Genomic DNA, 24,066 nt, shown 5'->3' with positions numbered 1-24,066 from the left:
TACAATTACTCCTCTGTTGACCCTGACCTGGCAGCGATACCGTTCCTTTTTCCCGACTACTACTTTCATAGACTCGTCGTTACCGAGTGTCAAGCGGATCACACCGGAGGTCGGTTTTCCCCGTGTCCATCCAGCTGGTCGGCGAACCTTTGCCACAACTCCGCGCTCTCCCTCGCAAGGCGAGCCACGATGGTCCGCTGGTGCGCCGGTACACCTTGAGCCAACCGATCCCAGTGCTGCCGGTTGGTCGTGCCCCAGTTCAATAGGCGCAACAGCGTTCGACCAGCCTCGGTGCCGCGCAGCGAAGGGTCGCGAGCAAGCGCGCCGACAATTCGGACAAAAGGCGAACTGTCGACCACCAGTGGCTCGTCGTCGTCTCGCTGTCGACCTTTGAACCCGCTCCTGGTTCGTCGACGAGGCCGCTCCGGCCGCTCCCCTTTGGCGAGACGGGCACGCACGTCGCTCACCGTCGCCGGTGAGATGCCCACTCTTCGGGCGACCTCTCGCAACGAGGCCTCCGGATCAGCCAGGATCAGCTCGGCCGCACGCCGTCGCCCCTCAGCACTGTCGCGAGGACGCGCCCGGCCGTCGCTGCCGATGCGCGTGTCCGACTGTTCGATCCGGTCGGTCGAACGGGCGCGAATCGATCCCACCGTGCTCGCCGCCAGTCCCGCGACCGCGGCGATGCGCCGGTCCGACCATTCAGGGTGAGCCACGACGATGCGATCCGCCGCGGCACGCCGGTCGGCAGTGGACAACGGAAGGCCGTGCGCGTGGTTGAGCTCGACGGCGATGACGAACGCGTCATCCTCGCTCCCGTCGAAGAACACCGCGTCGATGGTTTCCTCGCCACGCCTTGCCGCGGCTCGAACGCGGTGCATGCCATCCACGACACGCATCGTCGGCCGGTGCACCACGATCGGGGGCAGCTGTTTATCCAGTTCCGCCAGCAGGCTTACGTGTTTCGCGCTTTCACCGCCCAGGCGCGGCGAGAACGCGCCCGTGAGCTCCGCGATCGGCACCCGCCGAAGTGGCTGCGACTCGACATCGCTTGACGCGGAACTCGCCGACTGCGGGATCGCAACGTCATCCTTCACCGCACAGCTCCATCTCCATACGAAATCGACCACCACATCCAGCCACCGCATGCCGATGGTCGTACCTTTTCGGGGATGCAGCTCACCATGTGTCGATCACCCCGTCTCGCGGCAGGCAGCACGATTTCCGCAGCGAAAGTGCGTGGAGATGGCGGTGTGTACGTCCAGGTTCTTGGCTTACACTTTACCTGTCCTTTGCAAACCTCCGGCAGGGCAATCGGGGCTGCCCGACTCGACAGACTAGCTGTATTGGACCATCGTCGAATTGGACTACAGCGTCATCGATTAGGACATCCGCGCCACATCGGATCTCGCGTGAACAGCCCATTCCGCGGGATGAACGAGAAGCGACGACAGCGTGAACCCGGTGCCGGAACGGGCCGGCAGCTGCAAGAACTACCTGACCGAGGCTCGTCGGCTGCCGTACCGGGAGTATCGACAACGCCGTTCAAGGCTTGAGCGGATGGGTTGCGGCCCCGACGGGTCGTGCCCGATAGTGCGATTATGGCGGGCGACTGGTTGTCCGAGGTGCTCGACCTGACTGAGGTCAGGGGCCTGCTCCCGGATGAGGTCGAAATGCAAAGAACGCGCGTGTCGCCTTCCGGAAACCAGGCGAGGCCAAATGCCGAATGGACCCGGCGGACGTGGAGCAGGTCGAGGACGTGGTGGTGACGCACCACCTGCCCAAGTCGGAGACAACATCATGACTGATCCGCATGACGTGCGGTGGATGAAGGCAGCAATCGACCTGTCGCGCCGCTGCCCACCCTCCGCCACAGCGTTCTCCGTGGGAGCGATCATCGTCTCTGCGACCGACGAGGAGGTCGCCTCGGGCTACTCCCGCGAGTTCGATCCTCTCGAACACGCTGAGGAGGCCGCGTTGACCAAGCTCGTCGACCGACCCGACAACGCGGTCGGTTCGACCTTGTACTCCACCCTCGAACCCTGTTCCGCTCGCGCGTCACGACTGCTGTCGTGCACCGCCCTGGTACTCCGTTCGGGGATCACGCGCGTGGTGATCGCATGGCGGGAACCTCCGCTGTTCGTCGAAGGACGGGGCTACGAGCTGCTGACCGCGGCCGGGATCGCGGTTGACGAGTTGCCGGAGTGCGCTGACGAAGCCCGACAGGTGAACGACCACCTCGCCCCGGGGTGAACCCCGGGGCGAGGTGGTCGTCATCGGCAAGGTGCGGTACTCGGTCCACCTGCATTCGGCGCGACATCTGCGCTTGAACCGCGCGACAGCAGAGTGGACCTCCGCCGAACCGGTGCCACCGGGCAAGTCGCACTACTGGATGAACCAGGCCCCGGACGCGGTGGTGGAGTTGACGAGGAGCTTCTGGAGCCGCCTCGACCACTGACCGAGATCAAAGGACGGGCCGGTGGCATTGGTCGTGCGCTCCGTGAGGAGCATCGGATGTGGGGTTTCGATGATGTTGGCCGGATCAGGGAATCGGCTCTAGCGGGTCAGCCCCGTGTCAGGGCCGCAGAGTGCGTGGTTGACGAGGTCGTAGGCGAGGTCGGTCGCGGGTAGTTCGGTGCCCTGGTCGGGTTTCGGGGAGTCGGTGTTGATGGAGACGACGACGCTGCGGGAGCCGTCAGGGGTTACGCCGTTGCGGGTTTTGAAGCCGTGGATGTCGCCGCCGTGCGTCCAGGAACCGCCGCAGGCGTTCGGGACGTACATGATGCCCAGCCCGTAGCGCACGCCCGGCAGGATGGTCCGGAAGACGTCGTTGGTGTCGACGGTGGTGCGCATTTCCGCGAGTTGGGCGGGTTTGAGGATCTTGCCGCCCATCAGGGCGCGCAGGAACCGGTTGGTGTCGTCGACGGTGCTGATCATCTCCCCGGCCGCGTTCGCCCAGGACGGGTTCATCGTGGTCGCGTCGATCTCATCGCCGAACTTGGGGTCCTCGGGCGTCGCGCCCTCCCCTGGGAAGCGTTGGTAGCCGATGGCGTGCGGGGTGGGCAGTGTGGTTGACGTTCCGGGGACGGAGGTGTTGGTGAGCTTGAGCGGCTTGATGATGCGGGTGGTCACCTCGCTGCGCCAGCTGGTGCCGGTGACCTTGCCGATGATCATGCCGGCGAGCAGGTAGTTGGTGTTCGAGTAGCTCCACGACGTCCCCGGCGGGAACAGCGGTGCGGACCCCATGGCCAAGGCCATGGCCTCCTGGGGCGTCATGGTCGTGGTGCGCTCGTCCAGGAACTTCGCCTTGTCGCCGAGCCACGGGATGAAGTGGGTGTAGTCGGGCAGCCCGCTCGTGTGCTGCAGGAGCTGCCGCACGGTGATCCTGGTGCCGTCGTTGCCGTTGCCCGTGACCAGGCCGGGCAGCCAGTGGTCCACGGTGTCGTCGAGCGAGAGCTTCCCCTCGCCGACGAGCTGGAGCAGCGTCGCCGCCACGAAGGTCTTCGTGAAGCTGCCGATCCGGAACTTCGCCTCCCAGGGCACGGGCGTCCTGGTGGTGCGGTTCCCCACCCCGCTACGGACCTTGAAGTCGCCGTCCGCGCTGTCCACGCCGACCAGCACCCCTGGAGAACCGAACTTCAGCAAGGCGTCGGCGTCGTGCTGGGCGATGGCGCGGGGAGTGGTGGACGGCGGGCGGGGCGCGGCGTCGGAGATCTGGGGTCCGAGGGCCAGACCTGTTGCCACGGCTACAGTCGCCGCGGTGGCGAGCGCGACCCGTGTCCTGATCCTGGCCGAGGTCGGGTCAGTGCGGGGAATCATGGTTCGTTCTCCTCTGTGGATGGGTGTTGTCGGGACGTTGTCGGTCCTGTTCACATCAGGACGAACAGTGCTGCCGCACCGCCTGCCGCGGCGAGCGTCGCCGCCGCTCCGGCGAGGACGCGCGGGTTGCCGAGGTTGACGGTCCAGCCGCGGCCCACCCGGCTGGGCACCAGCACCGCCGGGTCGTCGGCGTTGATGTAGAGCAGTCCGGCCGCCGCCGAATGACGGTCGTCATCTCGGCGCACGAGGCCGGTTGGTGCCTCCGCCTCGGACGCCTTTCCCCCACCACCGACCCGCAGGACCAGGTGCGCGGCCACCGCGAGGGATGCCGCCAGGGGAATCCCGACGATCGCCGCCAGCAGCCAGCCGGAGTGGTTCCCGCTCCAGACCACGGCGGAGAGGCCCGACAGCATGAGGTTCAGCAGGGTGGCCATTGCGAGGAGGGCGCGAGCCGTGCCCGCGAGGTACTTGCGGTACCGCACGGCACTTCCGCGAGGCTGTGCGGCGTCCAGGTCGGGCCGTGCACGCAGCGCCGAGACGACCACGCCGACCATGAGCGCGGTGAGCAGCACCTGGCCGAAGACCAGACCGAAGGCGGTCCAGACGGTCGTGGGGTAGTCGAGGTAAGCGGTTTCCCCGACCCCACGCCGAGGCAGTTGGAGCGTGTCGGGCAGGTTCGGGTACACGACGACGCCGACCAACGCGGTGACCGCGACGACCAGAGCCGAGGGGATCGTCCACAGCCAGGGAAAGCGGACGGGGTCGGTGCGCAACGAGGTGTCGGCGACCGCGCCTTGGCGCAGGTGTCCGTACCACCTGCCGGTGTCCTTGGCCTGGCTGATCGCGCGGTGAGCGCGTGCCCACAGCGCGGCGGCGACGAGGCAGAGGACGGCGACACCCACGCTCGCGGGCGCCACGCTGTCGAGCAACGCCCCGGCGAGGGCGGTGAGCAGCGAGATCACCGGGATGACGATGAGGAGGACACTGCCGTACCGGCGGCGCTGCTCGAGGATCACCGGATCGTCCGCCCGGTCCGGAGGTGTCCGGACCCCGAACGCGGCGGACGGCGAGCCGAGGCGCGGATGCGGGACGAGGTGGAGGAGGGCACCCACCATCGCGATGATGCCGAGGTTGAGGGCTGCGATGACCAGCACGACGTTCACCTGTTCCGGTTGATGGGAGATCGCTGTGTGACAGGACGGGGACGGGTCCGCACGGACCTTGCGGCGCTCGGGTCACCGGTCACCCGGATCACCGCCTTCACCGCCGGGGAAGCCGTGCAGGGTCGTGCGGATGAACTCCAGGACGTCCGCCTTCGGCAGCCCGCGGACGTCGGCCTCGGCGAGCAGCGTCCGGGCGCGCCGTTTCCAGTCGGTGTCGGCTCCCGCGTCACCGGACGGCTGCTTGACGTCCGGCCGGACGACCGCGCCGCTCTTCCGGTTGATCCGGATGATCCCCTCGCGGCGCAACAGGTCGTAGGCCTTGCTCACGGTGTGGAAGTTGATCGCCAGATCGACGCCCAACTGCCTGGTCGAGGGGAGGTCGGCACCGGGTGCCAGCTCCCCGTCGGCGATGGCCTCGACCACGCGGTCACGGATCTGCTGGTAGATCGGCGTCTCGCTGTCGAGGTCCAGTATCAGATGCACAAGAGGGACTCTATCTGATCTATAGCTACTACAACAGAGGGTCAGGCAGAAATGTGCCGGCGTCGTCCGATCGCCGAAGTCGCGGCAACCGGACTGGAGGGCGAGGACTGGGGAGGGGTGAGGCACCGCGAACAACGGGGTGCACCGAAGGCCAGGAGTGTTCTGTGAACGTACGACTCGTCATCGCCATGACCCTCGGTCTGATGGCGCTCGGCGGCACCACGATCGCCTTCGCCAGCGACGAGGCGCGGCCCACCCCGCCCGCCTCCTCGACGCAGCTCCCCGCACAGCCGGTGCAGGAGCCTGCCCAGCCCATCCAGGAGCCCGCGCAGCCCGAGCAGGAGCCGGCCGAGCCGGTGCAGCTCCCGGCCGAGCCGGTGCAGCTCCCGGCCGAGCCGGTGCAGCTCCCGGCCGAGCCGGTGCAGCTGCCCGCGCAGACGGCGGACCCGTCGGCACAGCCGGTGCCGGAGGTCTGACCGGGGACCACGAGGACCATTGCCGATGAGGTCCACCCTGGACGACGCCGAGTTCAGCCGCTGCTACGGCGAGCACGTGGCGTCGTTGACGACTACCGCGTACCTGCTGTGCGGTGACCGGCATCGAGCCGAGGACCTGGCGCAGTCGGCGTTCCTCGCGCTCTACGTGGCGTGGGACCGGGTGGACGAACGCGAGCGCCTGGGCAACTACCTGCGCACCCTGGTGCTGCGCAGGTACCTTGCCCAGCGCCGCGCCTCGTGGTGGCGGCGCGAGCGCACCACCTCCGAACCGCCGGAGCCGCCCGCGCCGCCGCAGGGCACCGGGGAGAACCGGATGGTGCTGTGGTCGGCGATGGGCGCGTTGAGCCCCAGGCAGCGCGCGGTGCTGGTGGCGCGCTTCTGGCTCGACCTCGGCGTGGACGACACCGCGCGGGTGCTGGGCTGTTCCACCGGTACCGTCAAGAGCCAGACCACCAAGGCTCTCGCGGCGCTGAAGGTGAGGGTGGGCACCAGTTTCACCGAGTACACGCGAGGTGGACGGCATGGATGAGGACGACCTCCGCCGAGCGTTCCACCACGCCGCGGCGGACGAGCCGGCGTGTCCTCCGGTCGACTCGGTGCTGCACGAAGGGCGTCGGGCACTGCGGCGCCGCAGGAACGTGACGGCGGCGGTCACCGCGGCCGCCGTGGTGACCGCCGTCGTCGCCGCGGTGGCGCTGTCGATGACGCTGCCGCCCGCGCCGGACGACCCAGCCACCACGACCCCGTCCACCTCGACCACCACGTCGCCGTCTCCCACTCAGCTCCCGGCCTCGCCCGTCTCCCCCATCGAGGCGTCCTCTGTGGATGGACCGCAGCCGACCCGTTGACACGCAGGCACATCGGGGCGTGCGGCACGTCCCAGAGCCACGGCCACCGCGTCGGCGAGGTCGTGCGGTGCCGCGTGGACCGCACGCCAGGCGACCACCAGGTCGGGCCGGAGCAGCAGTGCGCCGTCTTCGGCGATGCCGCAGCGGTCGAGTCCGTGCGGGAGCACCGCCACGTCGAGGAAGGCGCCCACGGGATCGAGCTCGCGAGCAGCCCGCACCCACATGCTGTTGTCCGGGCCGGTGAGCAGCAGGTGACGGCCGTCGCGCACGAGGTCGAGGGTGGAGATGTCGTCGAGCCACAGGTGAGGCAGGCGGGTGCCGGGTTCGCCGCGCCAGTGGTCCGGCTCGGCGAACACCGGCAGGTCGTCACCTCCGGGGTAGCGGTAGCCAACGGCCACGGCCGCCTCGCTCAACGGCGGCCGGTCCGCCGCGTGGTCGCGGACGCGGAGCAGTGCCTGGTCCACGGTCGGTCCGGCGATCGCGCGTCGTTCGGTCTTGTAGTCGTCCAGCAGTCGCGGGTCGGCGTGGCCGCGCAGGACGGAGACCAGTTTCGCGGCGAGGTTCCAGGCGTCCTGGATGCCGAGGTTGGCGCCGAACCCGCCGGTCGGCGGGGTGACGTGCGCGGCGTCCCCGAGGAGGAAGACCTGTCCCGCGCGGTAGGAGTCGGCCACCCAGCCGCTCATCCGCCACGGGGTGCCGCCGGTGATCACGACGTCGGCCGGGGACAGGCCGAGCGCGCGGGTGACCGCGTCCCGGTCCTCCTCGGCGGTCGGGGCCGTTCCCGGATCGCGGGGAACGGACACGGCGCCGCCGTCCTGTGCGGTGTTCCACGAGATGAACGCCTCACCTGCCCACGCCATCGCGAGCCTGCGGTTGTCGAGGACGGGTCGCAGGTCCGCCTCGAAGCCGATCTCCCGTACGTGCGCGACATTTTCCTCGCCTGTGCGGCCGATCCCGAGCGCTTCCCTGATGCTGCTGCCGTTCCCGTCGGCGGCGAGCAGGTAGCGGGCCCGCACCTCGTACGGTTCACCGTCCTCGTCGAGCACGTGGGCCACGACGTGGTCGCCGTGCTGGACCAGCCCGAGGAACCGGTGGCCGAAGCGCAGGTCGGCACCGGCGGCGCGGGCGTGCGCGCGGACGATCACTTCCAGGTCGGCCTGCTTGACCAACGCGCTCGGGCACGGCGAGACGTCCCCGAAGTACTCGGCGGCGGGCAGCCGCCACCGCCGCACCTCCGCCCCTGCCAGCGAGTCGACCACAGCCGCGTGATCGGCCGGTGGAAGGGTGCGTTGCCGGGCGTAGATGTCCTGGCTGGCTCCGACGGCCCGGTAGGCCTCCATCGTCCGCGGGGTGAACAGCTTGGCCCGCAACCTCGTCGACACCGACCGGTGCTTCTCCACGAGGACGGGGGTGATGCCGCGGGAGGCGAGGAACAACGCGGCGGACGCGCCCACGACGCTGCCGCCGACGATCAGCACCGGAGTGCTCTGAGGAGTCATGCCCCGATCCTGTCCACGCGACCGAACCGACCTCCGCCTAGAATCTCCCGCACGCACACATCCGACATCCCTCGGGACCACAGCGATGAATTCCCTCAGCTACGACGTGCTCGACCTGCGGATCCTGCACGCTCTGCACCTCGACGCGCGGGCGCCGTTCGCCCGGATCGCCGCTGTCCTGGGGGTTTCCGACCAGACCGTCGCACGGCGGTGCGCCCGTCTGCGCGCCGAGGGTTCGCTGCGCGTGCGGGGGCTGGCCGACCCGGCCCGGTTGGGGCACGTGGAATGGGTGGTGCGCATCCGGTGCGCGCCCGACTCCGCCGCGGGCGTGGCGTCCGCCCTCGCCCGACGCGGTGACACCTCGTGGATCAGCCGCACCTCCGGTGGCACCGAGTTGGTCTGCGTGACGCACTCCCCGACACCGGCGGGCGACCTGCTGCTGAAGTCGTTGCCGCGCAGTGCAAGGATCCTCGACATCACGGCGCATTGCCTGCTGCACGTCTTCGGCGGCCGCGCTGGTGGCGCGGTCACCAAGCTGGACGCCCTCTCCCCGGAGCAGGTCGACCTGTTGCGGCCGCCCTCCCCCGACCTGGCGCGGCCGGTCGAGCTGGACGAGGTCGACCACCGCCTGCTCGCTCTGCTCAGGGTCGACGGGCGGACGTCGGTCAGCACGCTGGCCGCCGAGACCGGGATGTCGCATTCCGCTGTGCAGCGCCGGATCGCCGACCTGCGGGGCACGGGAGTGCTCTACTTCGACGTCGACACCGACCGGGCCCGCCTCGGCCTGCACGTCCGTACCCTGCTGTGGTTGACCGTCGCACCAGCGCGTGTGCACGCCACCGGCACGGCACTGGCCGCCCACCCGGAGGTGGTGTTCGCCGCGGCGACCACCGGCGCCCACAACCTGTACGCGTCGGTGGCCACGCCCGACGTCGCCGGGCTCTACGCGTTCCTGTCGGGTGCGGTCCCGGCTCTCGACGACGTGCGCGCCGTGGAGAGCTCGCTGGTGCTGCACACCGTCAAGGGCTCCCCCGGAGTCCCCGTCCCGGAGCCGATCCGGTGAAGACGGAGATGGTCCGACCAGCGCGGGACACGATGATCACGGTGGAGGAGCTGGAGGGCCGCGCTCCGACGCGGCCCTCCAGCTCGTTCGCGGGCGCTTGCGGCTCAGCAGGTGAGCGCGACCGACCGCGATCCGGAGGTGGTCAGCGCAGGAACCCGAGCAACAGGTCCGTCAGTTCCTGCGGTCGCTCCTCCGTGACCCAGTGGCCCGTGTCGGCCAGCACTCGGGTCTCGACGTTCGTGGCGTAGGTGCTCCACTGGGCACCGACACCTCCGGCCAACGCCTTCTCTCCCCCGATGGCGAGCACGGGCATCGGCAGCGGTCCTGCCTCGCGCAGCTGCTTGGTCTGGCGGACGTCGGTGTCGATCGCCTGGTACATCCGCATCCAGGCGTGGAAACGGCCGGGCTCGCGGAGGTAGCGGGCGTAGAACTCGTAGTCCGCCGGACCGAACGCCTTCTTCTGCACGAGGTACTGGTCGACGAAGCCCTCGACGAACTCGCGCTCGTGGCCGCGCACCAGCTGCTCCGCGAGCTTCTTCTGGAACAGACCGAAGTGCCAGACGTACAGGTTTCCCTCAGGGGCCAACGAGGGGAACTGGTAGACGGAGTCGTCGACGATGGGCCCCTCCATGACCACCACCCGGCTGACCTCGGTCGGCCACATCGCCGCGTACGGGTAGGCGATCCACGCCCCGATGTCGTGGGCGACGACCTGGACCCTGTTGTTGAGGCCCAGCTTGGACAGCAGCGCGTGGATGTCGGTCGCGAGCTGCACGGTGTCGTACCCGTCAGCCGGGACCCCGGAGTCTCCGGCGCCGCGCAGGTCCACGGCGATCACCGTGTGGTCGCGGGCGAGGGCGTCGAGCTGGGGGCGCCACTCGGCCGAGGTCTGCGGGAAACCGTGGACGAGGACAACAGGTGAACCGCTTCCGCCGCGCAGGTAGTGCATGCGGAACCCGTTCACCTCGGCGAACTCCGACCGGTAGCCGCTGGGCGGCTTCACCGACTCCGCCGCCGTGTCCGCGACGGCCTGCACGGCGTCGAGCGGCTGTGCCACGGTCGCACTCGTTCCGGACGACAGCAGGGAGATCGCGACCACGACCGTCGCGACCACACCGGCCAGTCCGGTCATCTTCTTGCGCATGAACCTTTCCCTTCTCATTCTGCGTTGGTGGGGCAGGCGGGGAGGAGACCGCCTGCTACGGCGGCCGCCTGGGGAGGAGTCGTGCTGCGAGTGGTCAAACCCCGTCCTCCGCGGGGAGTGCGATCCGCCGTCCGGTGGCGGCGGAGTCCGAGATCGCGTCCAGGAGGCGGTGGCGCCTGACCGCGTGGGCGAAGTCGGGAACGAGGCGGGCGCCTCCCCGCAGCTCCTCGCGGATACCGGCATAGGCGTGCGCGAGGGTGTGGATCGGAGAGCCCGCGAGCCCGGGGAACGCGTCGTACCCGGTGGGCGGTGTCAGCGTCGCGAGCGGCAGACCGCCGCGCGCCCCGCGCACCGTCACCGGCGCGATGTGGGGGTGGTCGGCGGCAGTGGCCACGAGGGTGCCCTCGGTGCCGTCGACCGTGACCGAGAATCCGGGGCCCGAGGCCGTGCCACCTCGTTGGTGGGCCGACAGGACAGCGCCGCCCGGCAGCGATCCGGAGATCGCGATCTGGTCGGCCGCTGTCATGGGCACGACTCGTCCGGTGCCGCCGAGCGGGATCTCGGGGCGGCGGGTCGCCGTTGTCGCGACCACGTCGCGCAGCTCACCCAGCACCATGAGCACGGGGTCGATGGCGTGGCCGAACGCGATGCCCAGCATCGCCGCCCCCTGGTCCCGATCGAGCAGGTAGAGCTCCCGCTCCGAGACGGGCGAGCCCCATTCCGCCGCGGAGGACAGGACGGTCGCGGAGAGGACGGTGCCGACGTAGCCCTGCGCCACGAGGTCCGCCAGCCAGCGGAAGGTCGGCGAGGACCGCCCTTGCAGGCCGACGAAGGTGTGGAGCCCCGCGGCCGCTGACGCGAGCTCTTCCGCTTCGCGGTGGTCGACGGCGAAGGGCCATTCGCAGAAGACGGGTTTTCCCGCGGCGGCCGCGGGAAGGACGAGCTCCCGGTGTCGTGGGGTTTTCACCGTGACGACGACGAGGTCGATGTCGTCCGCGGCGGCGAGCTGCTCGACCGAGGCGTACTTGGGTGCGCCGTGCACCTGGCTCGCCACGCGCCCCGATGCCTCGGAGCCGGCCACGAGTCCGCGGAGCTCGAACCCTCCGGCCTCGGCCATCGCGGGCAGGTGGGCTCCGGCTCCCCAGCCGCCGCTCGCGCTCAGGCCGACGACGCCGACACCGATCCGGCGGCCGTCGTCATCGCCGGGTGCTTCCTCCGACCTCATCAAGTCTCCTCGACCCGCTAGTTCTATCCCATTTGGTACAGAATGCGGACATGCGTGATCGCCACGCCTGCACAGTGAGCCGCGGGCGGCGCTACGAGCGCCAGCCGAGCAGGACCTCCTCGACGACACCGAGGAGCTCGTCCGCCTCCGCCCCGCCTGCCGCCTGGACCGCCAGGCCGAAGGAGAGCGTCATGACATAACGGGCCAGGCGGGCGGGGTCGGCGCCCTTCGTCAGGTCGCCCTCCGCGAGTGCCGCCCGGAACCGGACCTCCAGCATGGCGCGCGCACTGTCGCGCCAGGCCGTCAGCAGGTCGTGCACCGCCACCCCGTCATCGCTGGCGGCGAGCGCGGCCTGGACACCCAGGCAGCCGTGCGGGCACTGCGGCCGGGTCGTGGCCTCGACCGCGCCCTTCAGGAACGCCTCGACCACCTTCCTGGCCGTGGGCTCCTCCAACGCGCGGACCGCGTAGGACCCCGGACCTTCGCTGTAGCGGTCCAGCACCCTGCGGAACAGCTGCTCCTTGTTCCCGAAGGCGGCGTACAGGCTGGGCTTGCCGATCTTCATCGCGGCGGTCAGGTCGGCCAGGCTGGTCGCCTCGTACCCCTGCCGCCAGAAGACCTCCACGGCGCGGTCCAGCGCTTGGTCGAGGTCGAACTCCCTCGGCCTGCCCGCCGGAACGCCTTGCGTGACCGCCATGATCCGACCGTAGCACATCTGTACCGACCGGGATATTAGTGCCCGCGGGAGTCGTCGGGGTCCTGGTGGCCGAAGCCCTCCTGGATCCTGCGCACGACGTCGGCCTGCGCGGGATTGAGGAGGTCCGGCAGGACGGCGTCCAGGTTCCTGTACGCGTCCGGGTGCACTGGTCGCGCCTCGACACGGTCACCGGGGTGTTCGAGGAGAACCGCGAGCAGGTCGATCGCCGCTCGGGCCAGCCGTTCCCGTGCGTCGGGGCCCGCGTCGGCGGCGAGCTGGACGAACTCGCGGTCGAAGCTGATCACCTTCTCCCGGTGCTCCTGATCCAGCGCGGAAAGGACTTCGGCGGTGACGGGTCCGAGCAGATGGGAGACCACGATGCCCAGCGATGTCCCGAACGCGGTGCGGTCTCGGGGGTTGAGCGCGTGGGCGAGCTCAGGCGGGACGTCCGGGGCGATACCGAGGCGCAGGACGTCGCGCACGTCGTCGCGGGTCCGTTCGAGCTGGGCGATGGCCAGGGTCAACTCGTCGTCGAGCCGGTGGAGCAGCGCCGTCTGGGTGTTGTCGGGTTCGTCGAGCGCGGTCGCGACCTGGGACAGGGAGAACCCCAGGTTGGTGAGGCGTTTGATGCGCAAAAGCTGGACCAGGTGTTCGGTGCCGTACTGCTTGTAACCCTTCGCGTCGCGCGGCGGCGCGCACAGCAGGCCCAGTTCCTGGTAGTGCCGGACGGTCCGCAGACTCGTGCGGGCGAGATCGGCGAGTTCTCGGGTGCTCCAGGGCACGGGCACGGTCTCCGTTCTCGCCGCGGCGGTGGTCGACGGTCCACGGTGGGTGGTGCCGCCGGTCGTGTCCAGCACTCGCGCTTGTCGCGTAGATCACCCGCCGCGTCCGTTGCGTGTGCCGCGACGGCATGGCCTCCAATGAGCGGACCTGTCGTCGACGGGCAGAACCCTGCGAAAGAGGAAATCCTGATGCGCACCACCCTGCTGATCGCCGCCATCGCGGTACTCGGCGCGACCGTCGTGACACCGACGGCGTCCTCGGCACCCGCCCGACTGGACTGGGCACCATGCCCGGCAGGTCCCCTGCCCACCCCGGACCTGGAGTGCACGACGCTCGAAGTCCCACTGGACTACCGGGACCCCAACGGCCGCAGGATCGACCTGACCATCTCGCGCCTGCCCAGCAAGAACCCGCAGAAACGGCGCGGTGTGCTGCTCACCAACCCCGGCGGCCCCGGCCCTGGCGGCCTGGACTACCCGCAGCTGCTGAAGCTCTTCGAGCTGCCGCAGGACGTGCTCGACACCTACGACGTCATCGGGCTCGACCCGCGCGGAACCGGGCACAGCACCCCGGTCGCCTGCGACTTCACCCCCGAGCAGGTCGCCCGCGGCAACCTGCCCTACCCCAACGGCCCGGCCGACGTGCTGGACCAGGCCGAACGCGCGAAGGCGCAAGCGAAGCGGTGCGCCGAGTCCGAGTCCGGGCCGCTGCTCCCGCACATCACCACGGCGAACACCGCACGGGACATGGACCGGGTCCGCGCGGCTCTCGGCGAGTCGACGGTGTCCTACCTCGGCGCGTCGTACGGCACCTACCTCGGCGCGGTCTACACCGAACTGTTCCCCCGGCGCGGCGACCGGTTCGTGCTGGACAGCAACCTGGGTGCGGGCGGTTACGACATCGAGGCGATGCACGGTTTCGCCCGCGGCATGGAGGACCGGTTCCCGGACTTCGCGGAGTTCGCGGCCGCCCGGCCGCAGTACGGGCTGGGCACCACACCCGCGCAGGTCACCGCCAAGTTCCACGAACTGGCCGCCCGGCTCGACCGGGCCCCGGTCGCGGGCATCACCGGCTCGTTGTTCCGCGGCTTGACCTTCGAAGGGCTGTACTCGGCGGACCTGACGGCCCTCGCGGAGAACTGGCAGGCGTTGGACGCGGGCAAAGCCCCGGACGTGCCGACGACGGACGACCTCGACACCCTGCTGTCCGCCCGGTTCGCCGTGATCTGCGGCGACTCGACGTGGCCGCGGTCGGTGAGGAGCTACCAGCTGGACGTGGAGGTCAACCGACTCCGCTACCCCCTTCTCGGTGCCGCCGCGGCGAACATCTCGGCCTGCGCGTACTGGCCGGCACCACTGGAGCCGCGGGTCCGGATCACCGACCAGGGGCCGTCGAACGTGCTCATGGTGCAGAACCAACGCGATCCCGGCACTCCGCTGGCCAACGCCCGCACGCTGCGCTCCGCACTGGGTGACCGTGCCCGCATGGTCACCGTCGACCAGGGCGGTCACGGCGTCTACCTGTTCGGGACGAACCGGTGCGCCAACACCGCGGTGACCGAATTCCTGGTGACGGGCAAGCAGCCGAGCACCGATGTGCTCTGCGCCGCGGAAACCCGGTGACGCGCTTGCGGTCGATCCTGTATCCGCTACTTGCCCAGTGTTCGTGATCGCCTCCACCGGCGCCTGCTCCACAAAGGACAGACCGTGATCGACCACGCCACGTGGTCACGCGACCGCTGAGGACGCCCACCGGTCGATGAGCGCGGTGGTGAACGGGGCGTTGCGGTGCAGTGCGAGGTCGTGGGCGGCGTTGGGGATGAGGTGCACCCGGACGTCGGTGGCGGCGGCGAACGCGTTCTTCTGGTCGGGTTCGAAGGCGGTCGGATCGTCGCCCTGGTAGAGGTAGTCGTACTCCCCCACGACGACGAGGACCGGTACGTGGACTGCCTTCGCGTAGGTCTGGCCGGTCAGTTCCTGGGCGAAGCCGGGTACCTCGGCGGCGGTGGTGGTCGTCTTCGTCCGTTCGTCGGCGGCCGGGGTGGCGGGGTCGGTGTTGGGCAGGTGGTAGAAGAACGTCCGGGAGTCCGGCGCGGTGGTCAGGTAGTCCGCGGGCAGGTTCCTGCCTCCGAGAACGGGGTCGGTGGCCGCCGGGGTGAGTGCGGGGAAGCCCTCGAACGACGGTGGGGTGCGGCGGTACATGAACCCGGTGACGACCAGGGCGTCGACCTTGTCCGACGCGGCGGCCACGCCCTCTGCGACGACGCTGCCGTAGGAGTGGCCGACCAGGACGATCGGCAGACCCCGGTACATGCGGTCGATCCTGTCGACGACGCGGTCGATCGAGGCCACCTGGACCGCGGTCGTGACGGACGCGGCCGGGGGTGTGGACGACCGGCCGGTGCCGACCCGGTCGAGTGCGATCACCACCCATCCTTCCCGAGCGGCCTGCCGCGCCTGCGAGACGACGCCGACGCCGAGGTCGAAGTAGTGGTGGTCGTAGGTGGTGCCGGGGACCATGACCTGCACGCCGCGGGCGCGCCCGGTCGGGGTGTACCGCTCGGCGTGGATCGTGGCCGAGCTGACGCCGTCGACTCCGACCTCGACCTGGAAGTCGAGATGAGGAGCCTGACCGGCGGACGCGGCGGTCGGCGTGACCGTGGTCGTCGCGATCACGGCGGCACATAGCGCGGCGGCGGCCTTCCAGCGGCGGAAACCGGGTTCCCTCACTGCTTTCTCCTTCAGCGCGGTCCTTCTCGGGTGACCCGCCGAGGGTGCGTCCGGGAGTGCGGTGCCGTCCAAGACCGATTCGCTGCGCTGTGATATCCGTGCGGTATCACAACCTCGAGGCTGTCCGGACCAGCTCGGCCAGTGCGCGGGAACGGCTGTGCGCGGGCCAGGCGATGTGGGTGGTGACCTTGGGGGCGTCGGTCAGCGGGACGGCGGCGTGCTCGTGCCACAGCCACGTGCGGGCCGACTCGGGGAAGACCGTCATGGTGCGGCCGAGCGCGATCAGCTGGGCCAGCTGCGTCTGGTCGTGGACCTCGGGCCCTGGGCCGGGTGGGAAGACGCCGTTGCTGGACCAGCGGGCGAGCGGGAGGTCGGGGACGTCGGCGATGTCGGCCAGCGACAACGTCCTGCGCGTGGCCAGGGGGTGCCGCGCGGGCACGATGGCCACCTGCTCCTCCGTCATCAGCGCGACGCTGTCGAACCCGGCGAGGGTGTTGAACGGCGTGTGCATGAGCGCCACGTCGGCCCGCCCGTCGCGCAGCATCCCCTCCTGTTCGCAGGTGCCGCTGGGCAGCACGTCGATCCGGGCGGCGCCGGGCTCGTTCGCGTAGGCGTCGAGGAGCTTGTTCAGCAGCTCGTGGAAAGCGCCTGCCTTCACCGCCAGCACCAGGTGGTCGCCGGTGTCGCCCGGACCGTCGGCTCCCCCGGCACGGCGGGTGCGGCGGACGGCGGCGGCGGTCGCGTCGAGGGCCGCGCGGCCTTCCTGGCGCAGGACCTCCCCGGCGCCGGTCAGCGAGACACCGCGACGGTTGCGGTGCAGCAGGGCGACTCCGAGGCGGCGTTCGAGCTGCTGGATCGCCCGTGACAGCGGGGGCTGGGCGATGCCGAGGCGTTCGGCGGCGCGGCCGAAGTGCAGCTCGTCGGCGACGGCGATGAAGTAGCGCAGCTCGCGGGTCTCCACGGTGTCCATGCCACAGCGTACCCGCGGTGATACCTGCCGAGTATCACAGCTCACCGGATCGGTGTTGGCCGCCCCGCCCGTCCGCGGGTGACGATCGACGGCATGAACACGAACGGACACGCGGCCTCCCTGCCTGGTGGCACCTGGCCCCTGGGCGATCTCACCGTCACCCGGTTCGGGTACGGCGCGATGCAGTTGGCGGGCCCTGGTGTCATGGGTCCGCCCGCCGACCGCGACGGCGCGATCGCCGTCCTGCGCGAGGCCGTCGACCTCGGCATCACCCACATCGACACCTCCGGCGCCTACGGCCCGCACGTCACCAACGAGCTGATCCGCGAGGCGCTGCACCCCTACCCGGAATCGCTGCACATCGTGACGAAGGTCGGCGCCGACCGCGACGAGCAGGGCGGCTGGCCCCCGGCCCGACGGCCCGAGGACCTGCGCCGTGCGGTCCACAAGAACCTGGAAACCCTTGGCCTCCAACGGCTCGACCTGGTCAACCTCCGGCTCGGCAACGCCCTGGGGCCGCAGCCGGGCTCGCTCGCCGAGGCGTTGGGCACCCTGGTCGAGCTCCGGGGACAGGGCCTGATCCGCCACCTCGGCGTGTCCAACGCCACCGCGGAGCAGATCGCCGAAGCCCAGGAGATCGCGCCGATCGCGTGCGTGCAGAACATGTACAACCTCGCGCACCGGCACGACGACCCGCTGGTCGACGAGCTCGCCGACAAGGGCATCGCCTACGTGCCCTTCTTCCCGCTCGGCGGTTTCAGCCCGCTGCAGTCCTCGGCGCTGTCGACCGTCGCCTCGCGGTTGCGCACGACGCCGATGGCGGTCGCCCTGGCCTGGTTGCTGCGGCGGTCGCCGAACGTCCTGCTCATCCCCGGCACCTCGTCGGTGGCGCACCTGACCGAGAACGTCGCGGGCGCGGGGATCGCGCTCTCCGATGACGACCTGGCCGAGCTCGACGGGATCGGCGCGAAACCTGACGCCACCGGGTGAGGCACGTCGACCGCGGTCCCGTCTCCTCGCCTTGCGCGCGAACGGTTCCCGCGCGGGGAGTGCCCGTCCGGTGCGCACCGGACGGGCACTCCCCTGGTTCGGGTCCTAGCCGAAGTTCACGTCACTGCACCACATGTAGGCCTGGTCGGCGTGCGAGGCCTGCCAGATCGTGAACACGATGTGGTGTCCGCGGTAGGAACCGTTGGTGGTGACGGTGAAGTTGATGTCCTTGGCCGGGGCGTACCTGCCCGTCTGCGTGATGAAGTCGAGGTTGCCCCACCCGAGGCGCTGGGTGGTCGGGTCGAAGCCCTGCTTGCTGACGTAGACCTTGAGGTAGTCGGCGCCGTGGCTCGCCTGGTCGTACAGGTGCATCGAGAAGCTGCTGCCCAGGCTGGTGGTCTTCCACTTGCCGGGGACGTTCAGGGAGTTGTTGCGCGACAAGGCGTTGCTGCAGAGCTGGCCGTCGGGCGTGGTCCCCTGGAAGTCCCCGCGGAGGCCGTCCCGCAGGGCGCTCATCCAGTTCCACATGGTGTCGGCGTTGGCCTGGAAAGCCTGGTAGCACATGGGGTCCTGCTGTTGCATGGCCGGGTTCGTGTGCTGGCTGCCCCACGTCTGCCAGCACTGGTAGGCGCGGGTGGCCGGGCCGACGATCGTGCCGTGCGCCGAGGCGGACGGGGTGAGGACGAACATTCCGACCAGCACGCTGACCACCAGTGCGATGACGCCCCTCCGTCGGGTCGCCGACCCGGAAGTGCTGCGCATGCGCATGAGTGAGCTCCATTCTCCGTTGAACGAGAGCGGCAGCGGCGGTCTGGGAGCGTTCCCAGAACGGAGCCTACAGGTGACCCTCCGAAGCCGCAACGACACCTGGAGTGACAGCGGTCCGGTCGGGTCGGCGGCGCACCCGGTAGCTCAGGTGGAGCACCCGGTCGCCCTGGATCACCTCGGGGTCCTCCAGCAGGTGCTGCGCGTCGACCGACCCGAAGTAGCGCTTGCCGGACCCGAACACGACGGGGACGACGTCCATGCGCACCTCGTCGACCAGACCCGCGGCGAGCACCTGGCCGCCGACGTCGCCCGCGGCGACCTCGACCAGGCGGTCGCCCGCGAGCTCCTGCGCCTTGGCCACGGCCGCCTCGACGCCGTCGACGAAGTGGAACGGCGCCTCGGGGTCCCAGCCCTCGGGCGCCGGTCGGTGCGTCACGACGACCACGTGGTCGATGCCGCCCGGCGGCTTCCCGTCCCAGCCGTCGGTCATGTCGAAGACGTGGCGGCCGACGACGGTCACCCCGATCCGGTCCCAGTAGGACCGGGTGTGGTCGTAGGAGGCCTGCGACACCTTCAGCGCGCCGCTCTCGTCCAGCGGGACGTCACCACCGGTCAGCCAGTCGAACAGCGGTCCGGGCTGGTCGTCCTCGTCCGCGACGAAGCCGTCCACCGACACCGAGCTGTACATGACGACCTTGCCCACGGGACTCTCCTTTTGCTTCGGGAGCCCCAAATTAACGCGTCGCGCCCGCCCGCTCTTGTAAGAAATCAATCGGCGGGCAGCGACCAGCCGTCCAGCACGTGGCCGGGGTGCTCGCGCAGGAACCGGCGCCGGACTTCGACGTACCGGGTCGGCGTGAGCCCGGTGAACGCCCGGAACTCGTGGCCGAAGTGGGCCTGGTCGAAGTAGCCCGCGCCCCCGGCGAGGTCGCCCCAGTCGACCGGTCCGGCGGGGTCGATCGCGAACACGGTGGCGGCGAAGCGGTGGGTGCGGGCCAGCCGCTTCGGCGTGACGCCGACGAGCTCCTTGAACCGCTGGGCCAGGTGGGTGCTGCTGACACCGGCCGCCGTGGTCAGGTCACCGATCGCCACCGCTCCGGTGGTCGCGGCGATGACGCTGCTCGTGTGGCGGACCAGCCCGAGGCCGGTGGTCTCGCGCAGCCGTCGCACCAGCTCGTTCTCGAGCACCGTCAGCATCTCGTGCGGTCCGTCCGCCGCGGCCAGCCGGTCCCGCAGCCCGGCGACGGCGGGCCTGCCCCAGACCTGCTCCAGCGTGACCGGCCGGTCGCACAGCTCGGCCGCGGGCATCGGCAGGAACGGTGCCACGCCCCACGGCTTGACGTGCGCGCCGACGGACCGGGTACGGAGCGGGTAGCCGAACTCGAAGGCACGGGTGGGCGTGGTGACCACGCAGCCGTCGGCGTACTCGGCCGTCTCGACGTCGGTGCCACCGCGGATGCGGAAGGGCTCCCCGAGGTTGACGATGAGCAGCGCGCCCGGCATCGGCGGCAGCGTCAGCCGGGCGTACGGCGGCGTGCCCTCCAGGTAGTAGAGGTCGTCGATCAGCCCGTCCAGCGGCGGTCGCGGCACTCTGGACACGTACTCCACGCCCACAGCATCGCCCACGCCCGCCGGGGTGGTCGAGCGCACTGGCGTGCCGCGCCGGAGACGGGGGATGTCCGCCTCACCGGGACGACAGGCTCTGCTCCGCGGCGTCGAGTGCGGGGACGAGCGGGGCCAGGGTGGCGCGGAGCAGGTCGGGCAGCGAGCCGGACAGCCGCAGGAAGCCGGGGATGGTCGAGGTGGGGGTCGCCCAGCGTTCGAGTGCGATGCGCACCGCGGCGGCGATGCTCGCCGCGAGGACGTGGGCGGTGTGCGGGTCGGTGTCGCCGAGGCGGTGGGTGATGGCGTCGGCGAGCGGGTGTTCGATCGTGGCGGGGCTGGTGACGAAGGCGTCACGGAGCGCGGGGCTGGTGGTGATCAGCAGCAGTGCGTCGCGGGAGCTGTTGCCCTGGTTCGCGTACTGGTCGACGACCGCGTCGACCACGGCGTCGGCGAGTCCGACGGTCGGCGGCCGGGCGGTCACCGCCGCGGCGATCCGGGTTTCCCGTTCGGTGGTGATGGCGGCGACGATGGCCTGTTCGCGGCTGGAGAAGTAGTTGTTGTAGGTCCTCGGCGAGACGCCCGCGGCGGTGGCGATGTCGTCCACGCGGACGTTGTCCGGGCCGACCTCCAGGGCCAGGCGGAGTGCAGCTTCGCGCAGTGCTTCGCGGGTGGCCTGCTTCTTCTGCTCGCGCAGTCCCGGACGGCCCGTGGTCACCGGGTCAGCATCCCAAGGAGTACTGCGCACGCGCAAACTTGCGCATACGCATCCTTCTTCGGGGCTCAGCGGTGTTCGGAGAGCTCGGCCCACACGGTCTTGCCGCCCTCGCCGTCGGGCAGGACGCCCCAGGCGTTGCTGACGCGGTCGACGAGCGGGATGCCGCGGCCGCCGGTGCTGGGGCGGTTGGGGTCGCGGTCGGTCACCTCCACGCGAACGGCGCAGCCCTTGCGGAAGACGCGGACGCGGCCGGGGAGGCGGGCGTGGCGGTGGGCGTTGGCGGCCAGCTCGGAGGCGACCACGAGGACGTCCTCGAGGACGCGGGAGGTGAGGACTGCCTCGAGGTGGCTGCGGATGCCGGAGCGGACCGAGCGCACGTCCTGCCAGTGCCGCAGGTCGGCCTCCCAGGGCAGCACGGCCAGGGTCAGCGCCTCCTCGACCTCGGTGTGCAACGCGGCCACGGCGGCGGTGACGGAGCCGCTGACCAGTGGGGGCCTGCCGAAGAAGTCGAACGGGGGACCGGGGTCGTGCTGGTGATCCATCGGGCGGCTCCTCCGGACGACGGGCAGGGTGCGCCGCGGTGGGTGTACCCCGTAGAGGACCGGCGCACACGGGGAGACCCGCGGACAGGAAACCCTAGTCCTCCCCCGCGGCGAGCCTGGAGCGGACGGCCACTGCGGCGCACGCGACGACCGCCGCGCCGCCCAGGACGGTGGCCCAGGTGACCTGTTCGCGCAGCAGGATCGCGGCCCAGGTGATGGTCAGGACGGGTTGGACGAGCTGGACCTGGCTGACCCGGACCATGGGTCCGATCGCGAGGCCGCGGTACCAGGCGAAGAAGCCGAGGAACATGCTGACGACGGCGAGGTAGGCGAACGCGGCCCACTCCACCGGGGTGCCGGTGGGCGGCTGTCCGGCCACCGAGACGGCGGTGAGGGCGACCATCAGCGGCGCGGCGAGCACCAGCGCCCAGGACACGGTCTGCCACGCGCCGAGCTCACGGGCGAGCAGACCGCCTTCGGCGTAGCCGATCGCGGCGGAGACGACGGCGCCGAACAGGAGCAGGTCGGCCCAGCCGAGGCCGCCCAGGCCACTGCCCTGGGAGGCGGCGAAGCCGAGTGCGGCGAGCGCGCCCGCGGCGGCGGTGACCCAGAAGGCGAGCGGTGGCCGCTCGTGGCCGCGGAGCACGGCCAGCACGGCGGTCGCGGCGGGCAGCAGGGCGATCACGACGGCGCTGTGTCCCGCGGGCGCGGTGGTGAGCGCGAACGACGTGAGCACCGGGAACCCGATGACCACGCCAGCGGCGACGACCGCGAGGCGGCCCCACTGGACGCCGCGGGGCAGGCGCTGCCGGGTGAGCGCGAGCGCCGCAGCCGCGAGGACGGCGGCGACGACGGCCCGGCCGCAGCCGATGAACAGCGGGGGCATCCCGCCGCCGGCCACGGCGACGCGGGTGAACGGGACGCTGAAGGAGAACGCCAGCACGCCGAGCAGACCCCAGCCGAGCCCGGCGCGGGGCGTGGATAGCACTGGGGGTCGAGCGAGAGTAGCGCTACTGTCCGCTGTCATGTCCATTGATAGCAGCTCGCGGATCGTGGCGGAACTGCGGGAGTGGGTCGCCGGGGCGGCGCCGGGTGCGCGGCTGCCGTCGACGCGGGAGCTGGTGGCCCGGTTCGGGGCCAGTCCGGTGACCGTGCAGAAGGCGCTGCGGGCGTTGACCTCGCAGGGGGTGGTGGAGAGCCGTCCCGGTGTGGGCACGTTCGTGAGCGCGGTCCGCGTCGCGCGCCCGAACGACTACGGCTGGCAGACCGCCGCGCTCGGGTCGCCGGACCACCCCGTCCCGCCGCTGTCGTCGGCGTTGCGCACCACCCCGAACGACGTGCTCGCGCTGCACTCGGGCTACCCGGACCGCGAGCTGCTGCCCGAACGGCTGGTGCGCGCCGCGTTCACCCGCGCCGCCCGCGGTGACGCGGCCGTGAGCAGGCCACCGGCGGCGGGGTTGCCGGAGCTTCAGGCGTGGTTCGCGGCCGAGCTCGGTGCGGCCGCCCCGGTCGGGGTGGCGCCGCCCGCGCCGAGCGACGCGATCGTGCTGCCGGGCAGCCAGATCGGGCTCGGCACGGCGTTCCGCGCGCTGGTGGGCGCGGGTCGGCCGCTGCTGGTGGAGTCGCCGACGTACTGGGGCGCGATCCTGGCCGCCGCGCAGGTGGGTGTGCGGCTGGTGCCCGTGCCCAGCGGTGTGCGCGGGCCGGACCCGGAGGCGTTGGCGCGGGCGTTCGAGCGCACCGGGGCGAACGCGTTCTACGCCCAGCCGAACTACGCCAACCCGACCGGCGCCCAGTGGTCACCGGCGTTGGCCGACCAGGTGCTGGACGTCGTGCGCGCGCACGGGGCGTTCCTGGTCGAGGACGACTGGGCGCACGACTTCGGCATCACCACCGACGCGGTGCCGCTCGCCGCGCGCGACGACGGCGGCCACGTCGTGTACCTGCGGTCGTTGACCAAGAGCGTCTCCCCCGCCGTGCGCGTGGCCGGGATCGTCGCCCGCGGCCCGGCCCGCGAACGGATCCTGGCCGACGCGCAGGCCGTGTCGATCTACGTCAGCGGCCTGCTCCAGTCCGTGGCGCTCGACGTCGTCACCGACCCCGCTTGGCGCACCCACCTTCGCGGCCTGCGCAAACACCTGACCGCCCGCCGCGACCTCCTCGTCGACGCGCTCCGCGACCACGTGCCCGAGGCACACCTGGAGGCCGTCCCGCCGGGCGGGCTCAACCTGTGGGTGCGACTGCCGGACACCACCGACCTGGCCGCGGTCGTCCACGCCTGCGAGGCCTCCGGCGTCGTCGTCGCCCCCGGCGACGAGTGGTTCCCGGCCGAACCGACCGGCCGCTACCTCAGGCTCAACTACGCAGGCCCGAACCCCGGCGCCTTCCCCCGCGCGGCACAGGTCATCGGCGGGGCTTTGGAACGGCGGACGTGATCTCCAAACGGAGTCGGAAGGAGGAGTGGACACTCCCTTCCATGTTCAACGTATAGCGCACCGGGGGGCTTGTGGCAAGGCCCCGGTTGTG

Annotated in this window: 26 protein-coding genes; 9 read left to right on the top strand and 17 right to left on the bottom strand. The window is 70.8% G+C overall.

Features of this window, described 5'->3' with window-relative positions; genetic code table 11:
* Positions 1–98: 98 nt before the first annotated feature.
* Positions 99–1,097, bottom strand: a complete 999-nt coding sequence (locus CLV43_RS27085) for a ParB/RepB/Spo0J family partition protein (protein WP_245887033.1) — start codon at positions 1,095–1,097, stop codon at positions 99–101.
* A 703-nt stretch (positions 1,098–1,800) separates the two neighbouring features.
* Between CLV43_RS27085 and CLV43_RS27080 the strand changes: the two genes are divergently transcribed.
* Both CLV43_RS27080 and CLV43_RS27075 read left to right on the top strand, forming a co-directional pair.
* Positions 1,801–2,253, top strand: coding sequence for a cytidine/deoxycytidylate deaminase family protein (locus CLV43_RS27080; RefSeq protein WP_106190249.1), 453 nt, complete (start codon positions 1,801–1,803; stop codon positions 2,251–2,253).
* 13 nt (positions 2,254–2,266) lie between these two features.
* Positions 2,267–2,458 carry a hypothetical protein gene (locus CLV43_RS27075; protein ID WP_106190248.1) on the top strand — a complete coding sequence of 64 codons (192 nt, stop codon included), beginning with the start codon at positions 2,267–2,269 and terminating at the stop codon, positions 2,456–2,458.
* Between the two features lie 98 nt (positions 2,459–2,556).
* Here CLV43_RS27075 and CLV43_RS27070 read toward each other — a convergent pair whose 3' ends face one another.
* From CLV43_RS27070 to CLV43_RS27060, 3 genes are all read right to left on the bottom strand, one after another.
* Entirely contained in the window at positions 2,557–3,819 is a 1,263-nt protein-coding gene (locus CLV43_RS27070; RefSeq protein WP_106190246.1) for a serine hydrolase domain-containing protein, read from the bottom strand.
* A 50-nt stretch (positions 3,820–3,869) separates the two neighbouring features.
* A complete protein-coding gene (locus tag CLV43_RS27065; protein WP_211304572.1) occupies positions 3,870–4,973 on the bottom strand; it encodes a DUF1648 domain-containing protein in 1,104 nt (367 codons plus the stop codon).
* An 81-nt stretch (positions 4,974–5,054) separates the two neighbouring features.
* Entirely contained in the window at positions 5,055–5,465 is a 411-nt protein-coding gene (locus CLV43_RS27060; protein WP_106190243.1) for a GntR family transcriptional regulator, read from the bottom strand.
* 164 nt (positions 5,466–5,629) lie between these two features.
* On the opposite strand from CLV43_RS27060, the gene CLV43_RS27055 reads away from it, so the two are divergent.
* The 3 genes from CLV43_RS27055 to CLV43_RS47215 are packed head-to-tail and all read left to right on the top strand — an operon-like array spanning position 5,630 to position 6,810.
* The gene (locus CLV43_RS27055; RefSeq protein WP_106190242.1) at positions 5,630–5,941 is read left to right on the top strand and encodes a hypothetical protein; all 312 of its coding nucleotides are present in this window, start codon (positions 5,630–5,632) and stop codon (positions 5,939–5,941) included.
* Between the two features lie 25 nt (positions 5,942–5,966).
* Positions 5,967–6,491, top strand: coding sequence for a SigE family RNA polymerase sigma factor (locus CLV43_RS27050; protein ID WP_106190240.1), 525 nt, complete (start codon positions 5,967–5,969; stop codon positions 6,489–6,491).
* Entirely contained in the window at positions 6,484–6,810 is a 327-nt protein-coding gene (locus tag CLV43_RS47215; protein ID WP_146174915.1) for a hypothetical protein, read from the top strand. The genes CLV43_RS27050 and CLV43_RS47215 overlap by 8 nt, the downstream gene beginning before the upstream one ends.
* On the opposite strand, the gene CLV43_RS27045 is transcribed toward CLV43_RS47215, so the two are convergent.
* A complete protein-coding gene (locus CLV43_RS27045; protein WP_106190239.1) occupies positions 6,741–8,309 on the bottom strand; it encodes an FAD-dependent monooxygenase in 1,569 nt (522 codons plus the stop codon). The genes CLV43_RS47215 and CLV43_RS27045 overlap by 70 nt on opposite strands.
* Positions 8,310–8,394: 85 nt before the next feature.
* Here CLV43_RS27045 and CLV43_RS27040 point away from each other — a divergent pair, with 85 nt between their 5' ends.
* Entirely contained in the window at positions 8,395–9,372 is a 978-nt protein-coding gene (locus tag CLV43_RS27040) for an Lrp/AsnC family transcriptional regulator (protein ID WP_106190237.1), read from the top strand.
* A 142-nt stretch (positions 9,373–9,514) separates the two neighbouring features.
* Here the strand turns inward: CLV43_RS27040 and CLV43_RS27035 are convergent, their stop codons facing one another.
* The 4 genes from CLV43_RS27035 to CLV43_RS27020 form a co-directional block, all read right to left on the bottom strand.
* On the bottom strand, positions 9,515–10,516 hold the full coding sequence (locus CLV43_RS27035; RefSeq protein ID WP_106190236.1) for an alpha/beta fold hydrolase: 1,002 nt from the start codon (positions 10,514–10,516) through the stop codon (positions 9,515–9,517).
* 94 nt (positions 10,517–10,610) lie between these two features.
* Positions 10,611–11,741 (bottom strand): Gfo/Idh/MocA family protein, encoded by a 1,131-nt coding sequence (locus CLV43_RS27030; protein WP_106190234.1) that lies wholly within the window; start codon positions 11,739–11,741, stop codon positions 10,611–10,613.
* A 91-nt stretch (positions 11,742–11,832) separates the two neighbouring features.
* Entirely contained in the window at positions 11,833–12,438 is a 606-nt protein-coding gene (locus CLV43_RS27025; protein ID WP_106190630.1) for a TetR/AcrR family transcriptional regulator, read from the bottom strand.
* Positions 12,439–12,473: 35 nt separating this feature from the next.
* On the bottom strand, positions 12,474–13,220 hold the full coding sequence (locus tag CLV43_RS27020; protein WP_211304571.1) for a MerR family transcriptional regulator: 747 nt from the start codon (positions 13,218–13,220) through the stop codon (positions 12,474–12,476).
* Between the two features lie 189 nt (positions 13,221–13,409).
* Between CLV43_RS27020 and CLV43_RS27015 the strand changes: the two genes are divergently transcribed.
* Positions 13,410–14,843, top strand: coding sequence for an alpha/beta hydrolase (locus CLV43_RS27015; RefSeq protein WP_106190231.1), 1,434 nt, complete (start codon positions 13,410–13,412; stop codon positions 14,841–14,843).
* A 105-nt stretch (positions 14,844–14,948) separates the two neighbouring features.
* Here the strand turns inward: CLV43_RS27015 and CLV43_RS27010 are convergent, their stop codons facing one another.
* Positions 14,949–15,950, bottom strand: coding sequence for an alpha/beta hydrolase (locus tag CLV43_RS27010; RefSeq protein WP_146174914.1), 1,002 nt, complete (start codon positions 15,948–15,950; stop codon positions 14,949–14,951).
* 106 nt (positions 15,951–16,056) lie between these two features.
* Complete coding sequence (locus CLV43_RS27005; RefSeq protein WP_106190228.1) at positions 16,057–16,920, bottom strand: LysR family transcriptional regulator; 864 nt, start codon at positions 16,918–16,920, stop codon at positions 16,057–16,059.
* 93 nt (positions 16,921–17,013) lie between these two features.
* Here CLV43_RS27005 and CLV43_RS27000 point away from each other — a divergent pair, with 93 nt between their 5' ends.
* Positions 17,014–17,910, top strand: coding sequence for an aldo/keto reductase family oxidoreductase (locus tag CLV43_RS27000; protein ID WP_106190628.1), 897 nt, complete (start codon positions 17,014–17,016; stop codon positions 17,908–17,910).
* Positions 17,911–18,015: 105 nt separating this feature from the next.
* Here the strand turns inward: CLV43_RS27000 and CLV43_RS26995 are convergent, their stop codons facing one another.
* From CLV43_RS26995 to CLV43_RS26970, 6 genes are all read right to left on the bottom strand, one after another.
* Positions 18,016–18,672, bottom strand: a complete 657-nt coding sequence (locus tag CLV43_RS26995; RefSeq protein WP_483887666.1) for a lytic polysaccharide monooxygenase auxiliary activity family 9 protein — start codon at positions 18,670–18,672, stop codon at positions 18,016–18,018.
* Positions 18,673–18,745: 73 nt separating this feature from the next.
* Entirely contained in the window at positions 18,746–19,381 is a 636-nt protein-coding gene (locus CLV43_RS26990; RefSeq protein WP_106190225.1) for a dihydrofolate reductase family protein, read from the bottom strand.
* A 65-nt stretch (positions 19,382–19,446) separates the two neighbouring features.
* Positions 19,447–20,268, bottom strand: a complete 822-nt coding sequence (locus tag CLV43_RS26985; protein WP_106190626.1) for a helix-turn-helix domain-containing protein — start codon at positions 20,266–20,268, stop codon at positions 19,447–19,449.
* Between the two features lie 94 nt (positions 20,269–20,362).
* Entirely contained in the window at positions 20,363–20,998 is a 636-nt protein-coding gene (locus tag CLV43_RS26980; protein WP_245887032.1) for a TetR/AcrR family transcriptional regulator, read from the bottom strand.
* A 65-nt stretch (positions 20,999–21,063) separates the two neighbouring features.
* On the bottom strand, positions 21,064–21,540 hold the full coding sequence (locus CLV43_RS49455; protein ID WP_245887031.1) for an ATP-binding protein: 477 nt from the start codon (positions 21,538–21,540) through the stop codon (positions 21,064–21,066).
* A 94-nt stretch (positions 21,541–21,634) separates the two neighbouring features.
* Positions 21,635–22,528, bottom strand: a complete 894-nt coding sequence (locus CLV43_RS26970) for a DMT family transporter (RefSeq protein ID WP_211304570.1) — start codon at positions 22,526–22,528, stop codon at positions 21,635–21,637.
* Positions 22,529–22,565: 37 nt separating this feature from the next.
* Between CLV43_RS26970 and CLV43_RS26965 the strand changes: the two genes are divergently transcribed.
* Positions 22,566–23,975: an aminotransferase-like domain-containing protein gene (locus tag CLV43_RS26965; protein ID WP_106190221.1), complete on the top strand. Its 1,410-nt coding sequence runs from the start codon at positions 22,566–22,568 to the stop codon at positions 23,973–23,975.
* The last annotated feature ends 91 nt before the right edge of the window (positions 23,976–24,066 follow it).

This window comes from Umezawaea tangerina, assembly GCF_003002815.1.
Classification (GTDB): Bacteria; Actinomycetota; Actinomycetes; order Mycobacteriales; family Pseudonocardiaceae; genus Umezawaea; species Umezawaea tangerina.
This window is presented reverse-complemented; position numbering and strand designations above follow the sequence as displayed.

Coding starts and splice junctions, on each gene's coding strand:
- CLV43_RS27015 (WP_106190231.1), top strand. CDS start 13,410: ATGCGCACCACCCTGCTGATCGCCGCCATCGCGGTACTCGGCGCGACC.
- CLV43_RS27025 (WP_106190630.1), bottom strand. CDS start 12,438: ATGGCGGTCACGCAAGGCGTTCCGGCGGGCAGGCCGAGGGAGTTCGAC.
- CLV43_RS47215 (WP_146174915.1), top strand. CDS start 6,484: ATGGATGAGGACGACCTCCGCCGAGCGTTCCACCACGCCGCGGCGGAC.
- CLV43_RS27000 (WP_106190628.1), top strand. CDS start 17,014: ATGAACACGAACGGACACGCGGCCTCCCTGCCTGGTGGCACCTGGCCC.
- CLV43_RS26965 (WP_106190221.1), top strand. CDS start 22,566: ATGTCCATTGATAGCAGCTCGCGGATCGTGGCGGAACTGCGGGAGTGG.
- CLV43_RS27030 (WP_106190234.1), bottom strand. CDS start 11,741: ATGAGGTCGGAGGAAGCACCCGGCGATGACGACGGCCGCCGGATCGGT.
- CLV43_RS27035 (WP_106190236.1), bottom strand. CDS start 10,516: ATGCGCAAGAAGATGACCGGACTGGCCGGTGTGGTCGCGACGGTCGTG.
- CLV43_RS27045 (WP_106190239.1), bottom strand. CDS start 8,309: ATGACTCCTCAGAGCACTCCGGTGCTGATCGTCGGCGGCAGCGTCGTG.
- CLV43_RS27080 (WP_106190249.1), top strand. CDS start 1,801: ATGACTGATCCGCATGACGTGCGGTGGATGAAGGCAGCAATCGACCTG.
- CLV43_RS27040 (WP_106190237.1), top strand. CDS start 8,395: ATGAATTCCCTCAGCTACGACGTGCTCGACCTGCGGATCCTGCACGCT.
- CLV43_RS49455 (WP_245887031.1), bottom strand. CDS start 21,540: ATGGATCACCAGCACGACCCCGGTCCCCCGTTCGACTTCTTCGGCAGG.
- CLV43_RS27070 (WP_106190246.1), bottom strand. CDS start 3,819: ATGATTCCCCGCACTGACCCGACCTCGGCCAGGATCAGGACACGGGTC.
- CLV43_RS27005 (WP_106190228.1), bottom strand. CDS start 16,920: ATGGACACCGTGGAGACCCGCGAGCTGCGCTACTTCATCGCCGTCGCC.
- CLV43_RS26995 (WP_483887666.1), bottom strand. CDS start 18,672: ATGCGCAGCACTTCCGGGTCGGCGACCCGACGGAGGGGCGTCATCGCA.
- CLV43_RS27050 (WP_106190240.1), top strand. CDS start 5,967: ATGAGGTCCACCCTGGACGACGCCGAGTTCAGCCGCTGCTACGGCGAG.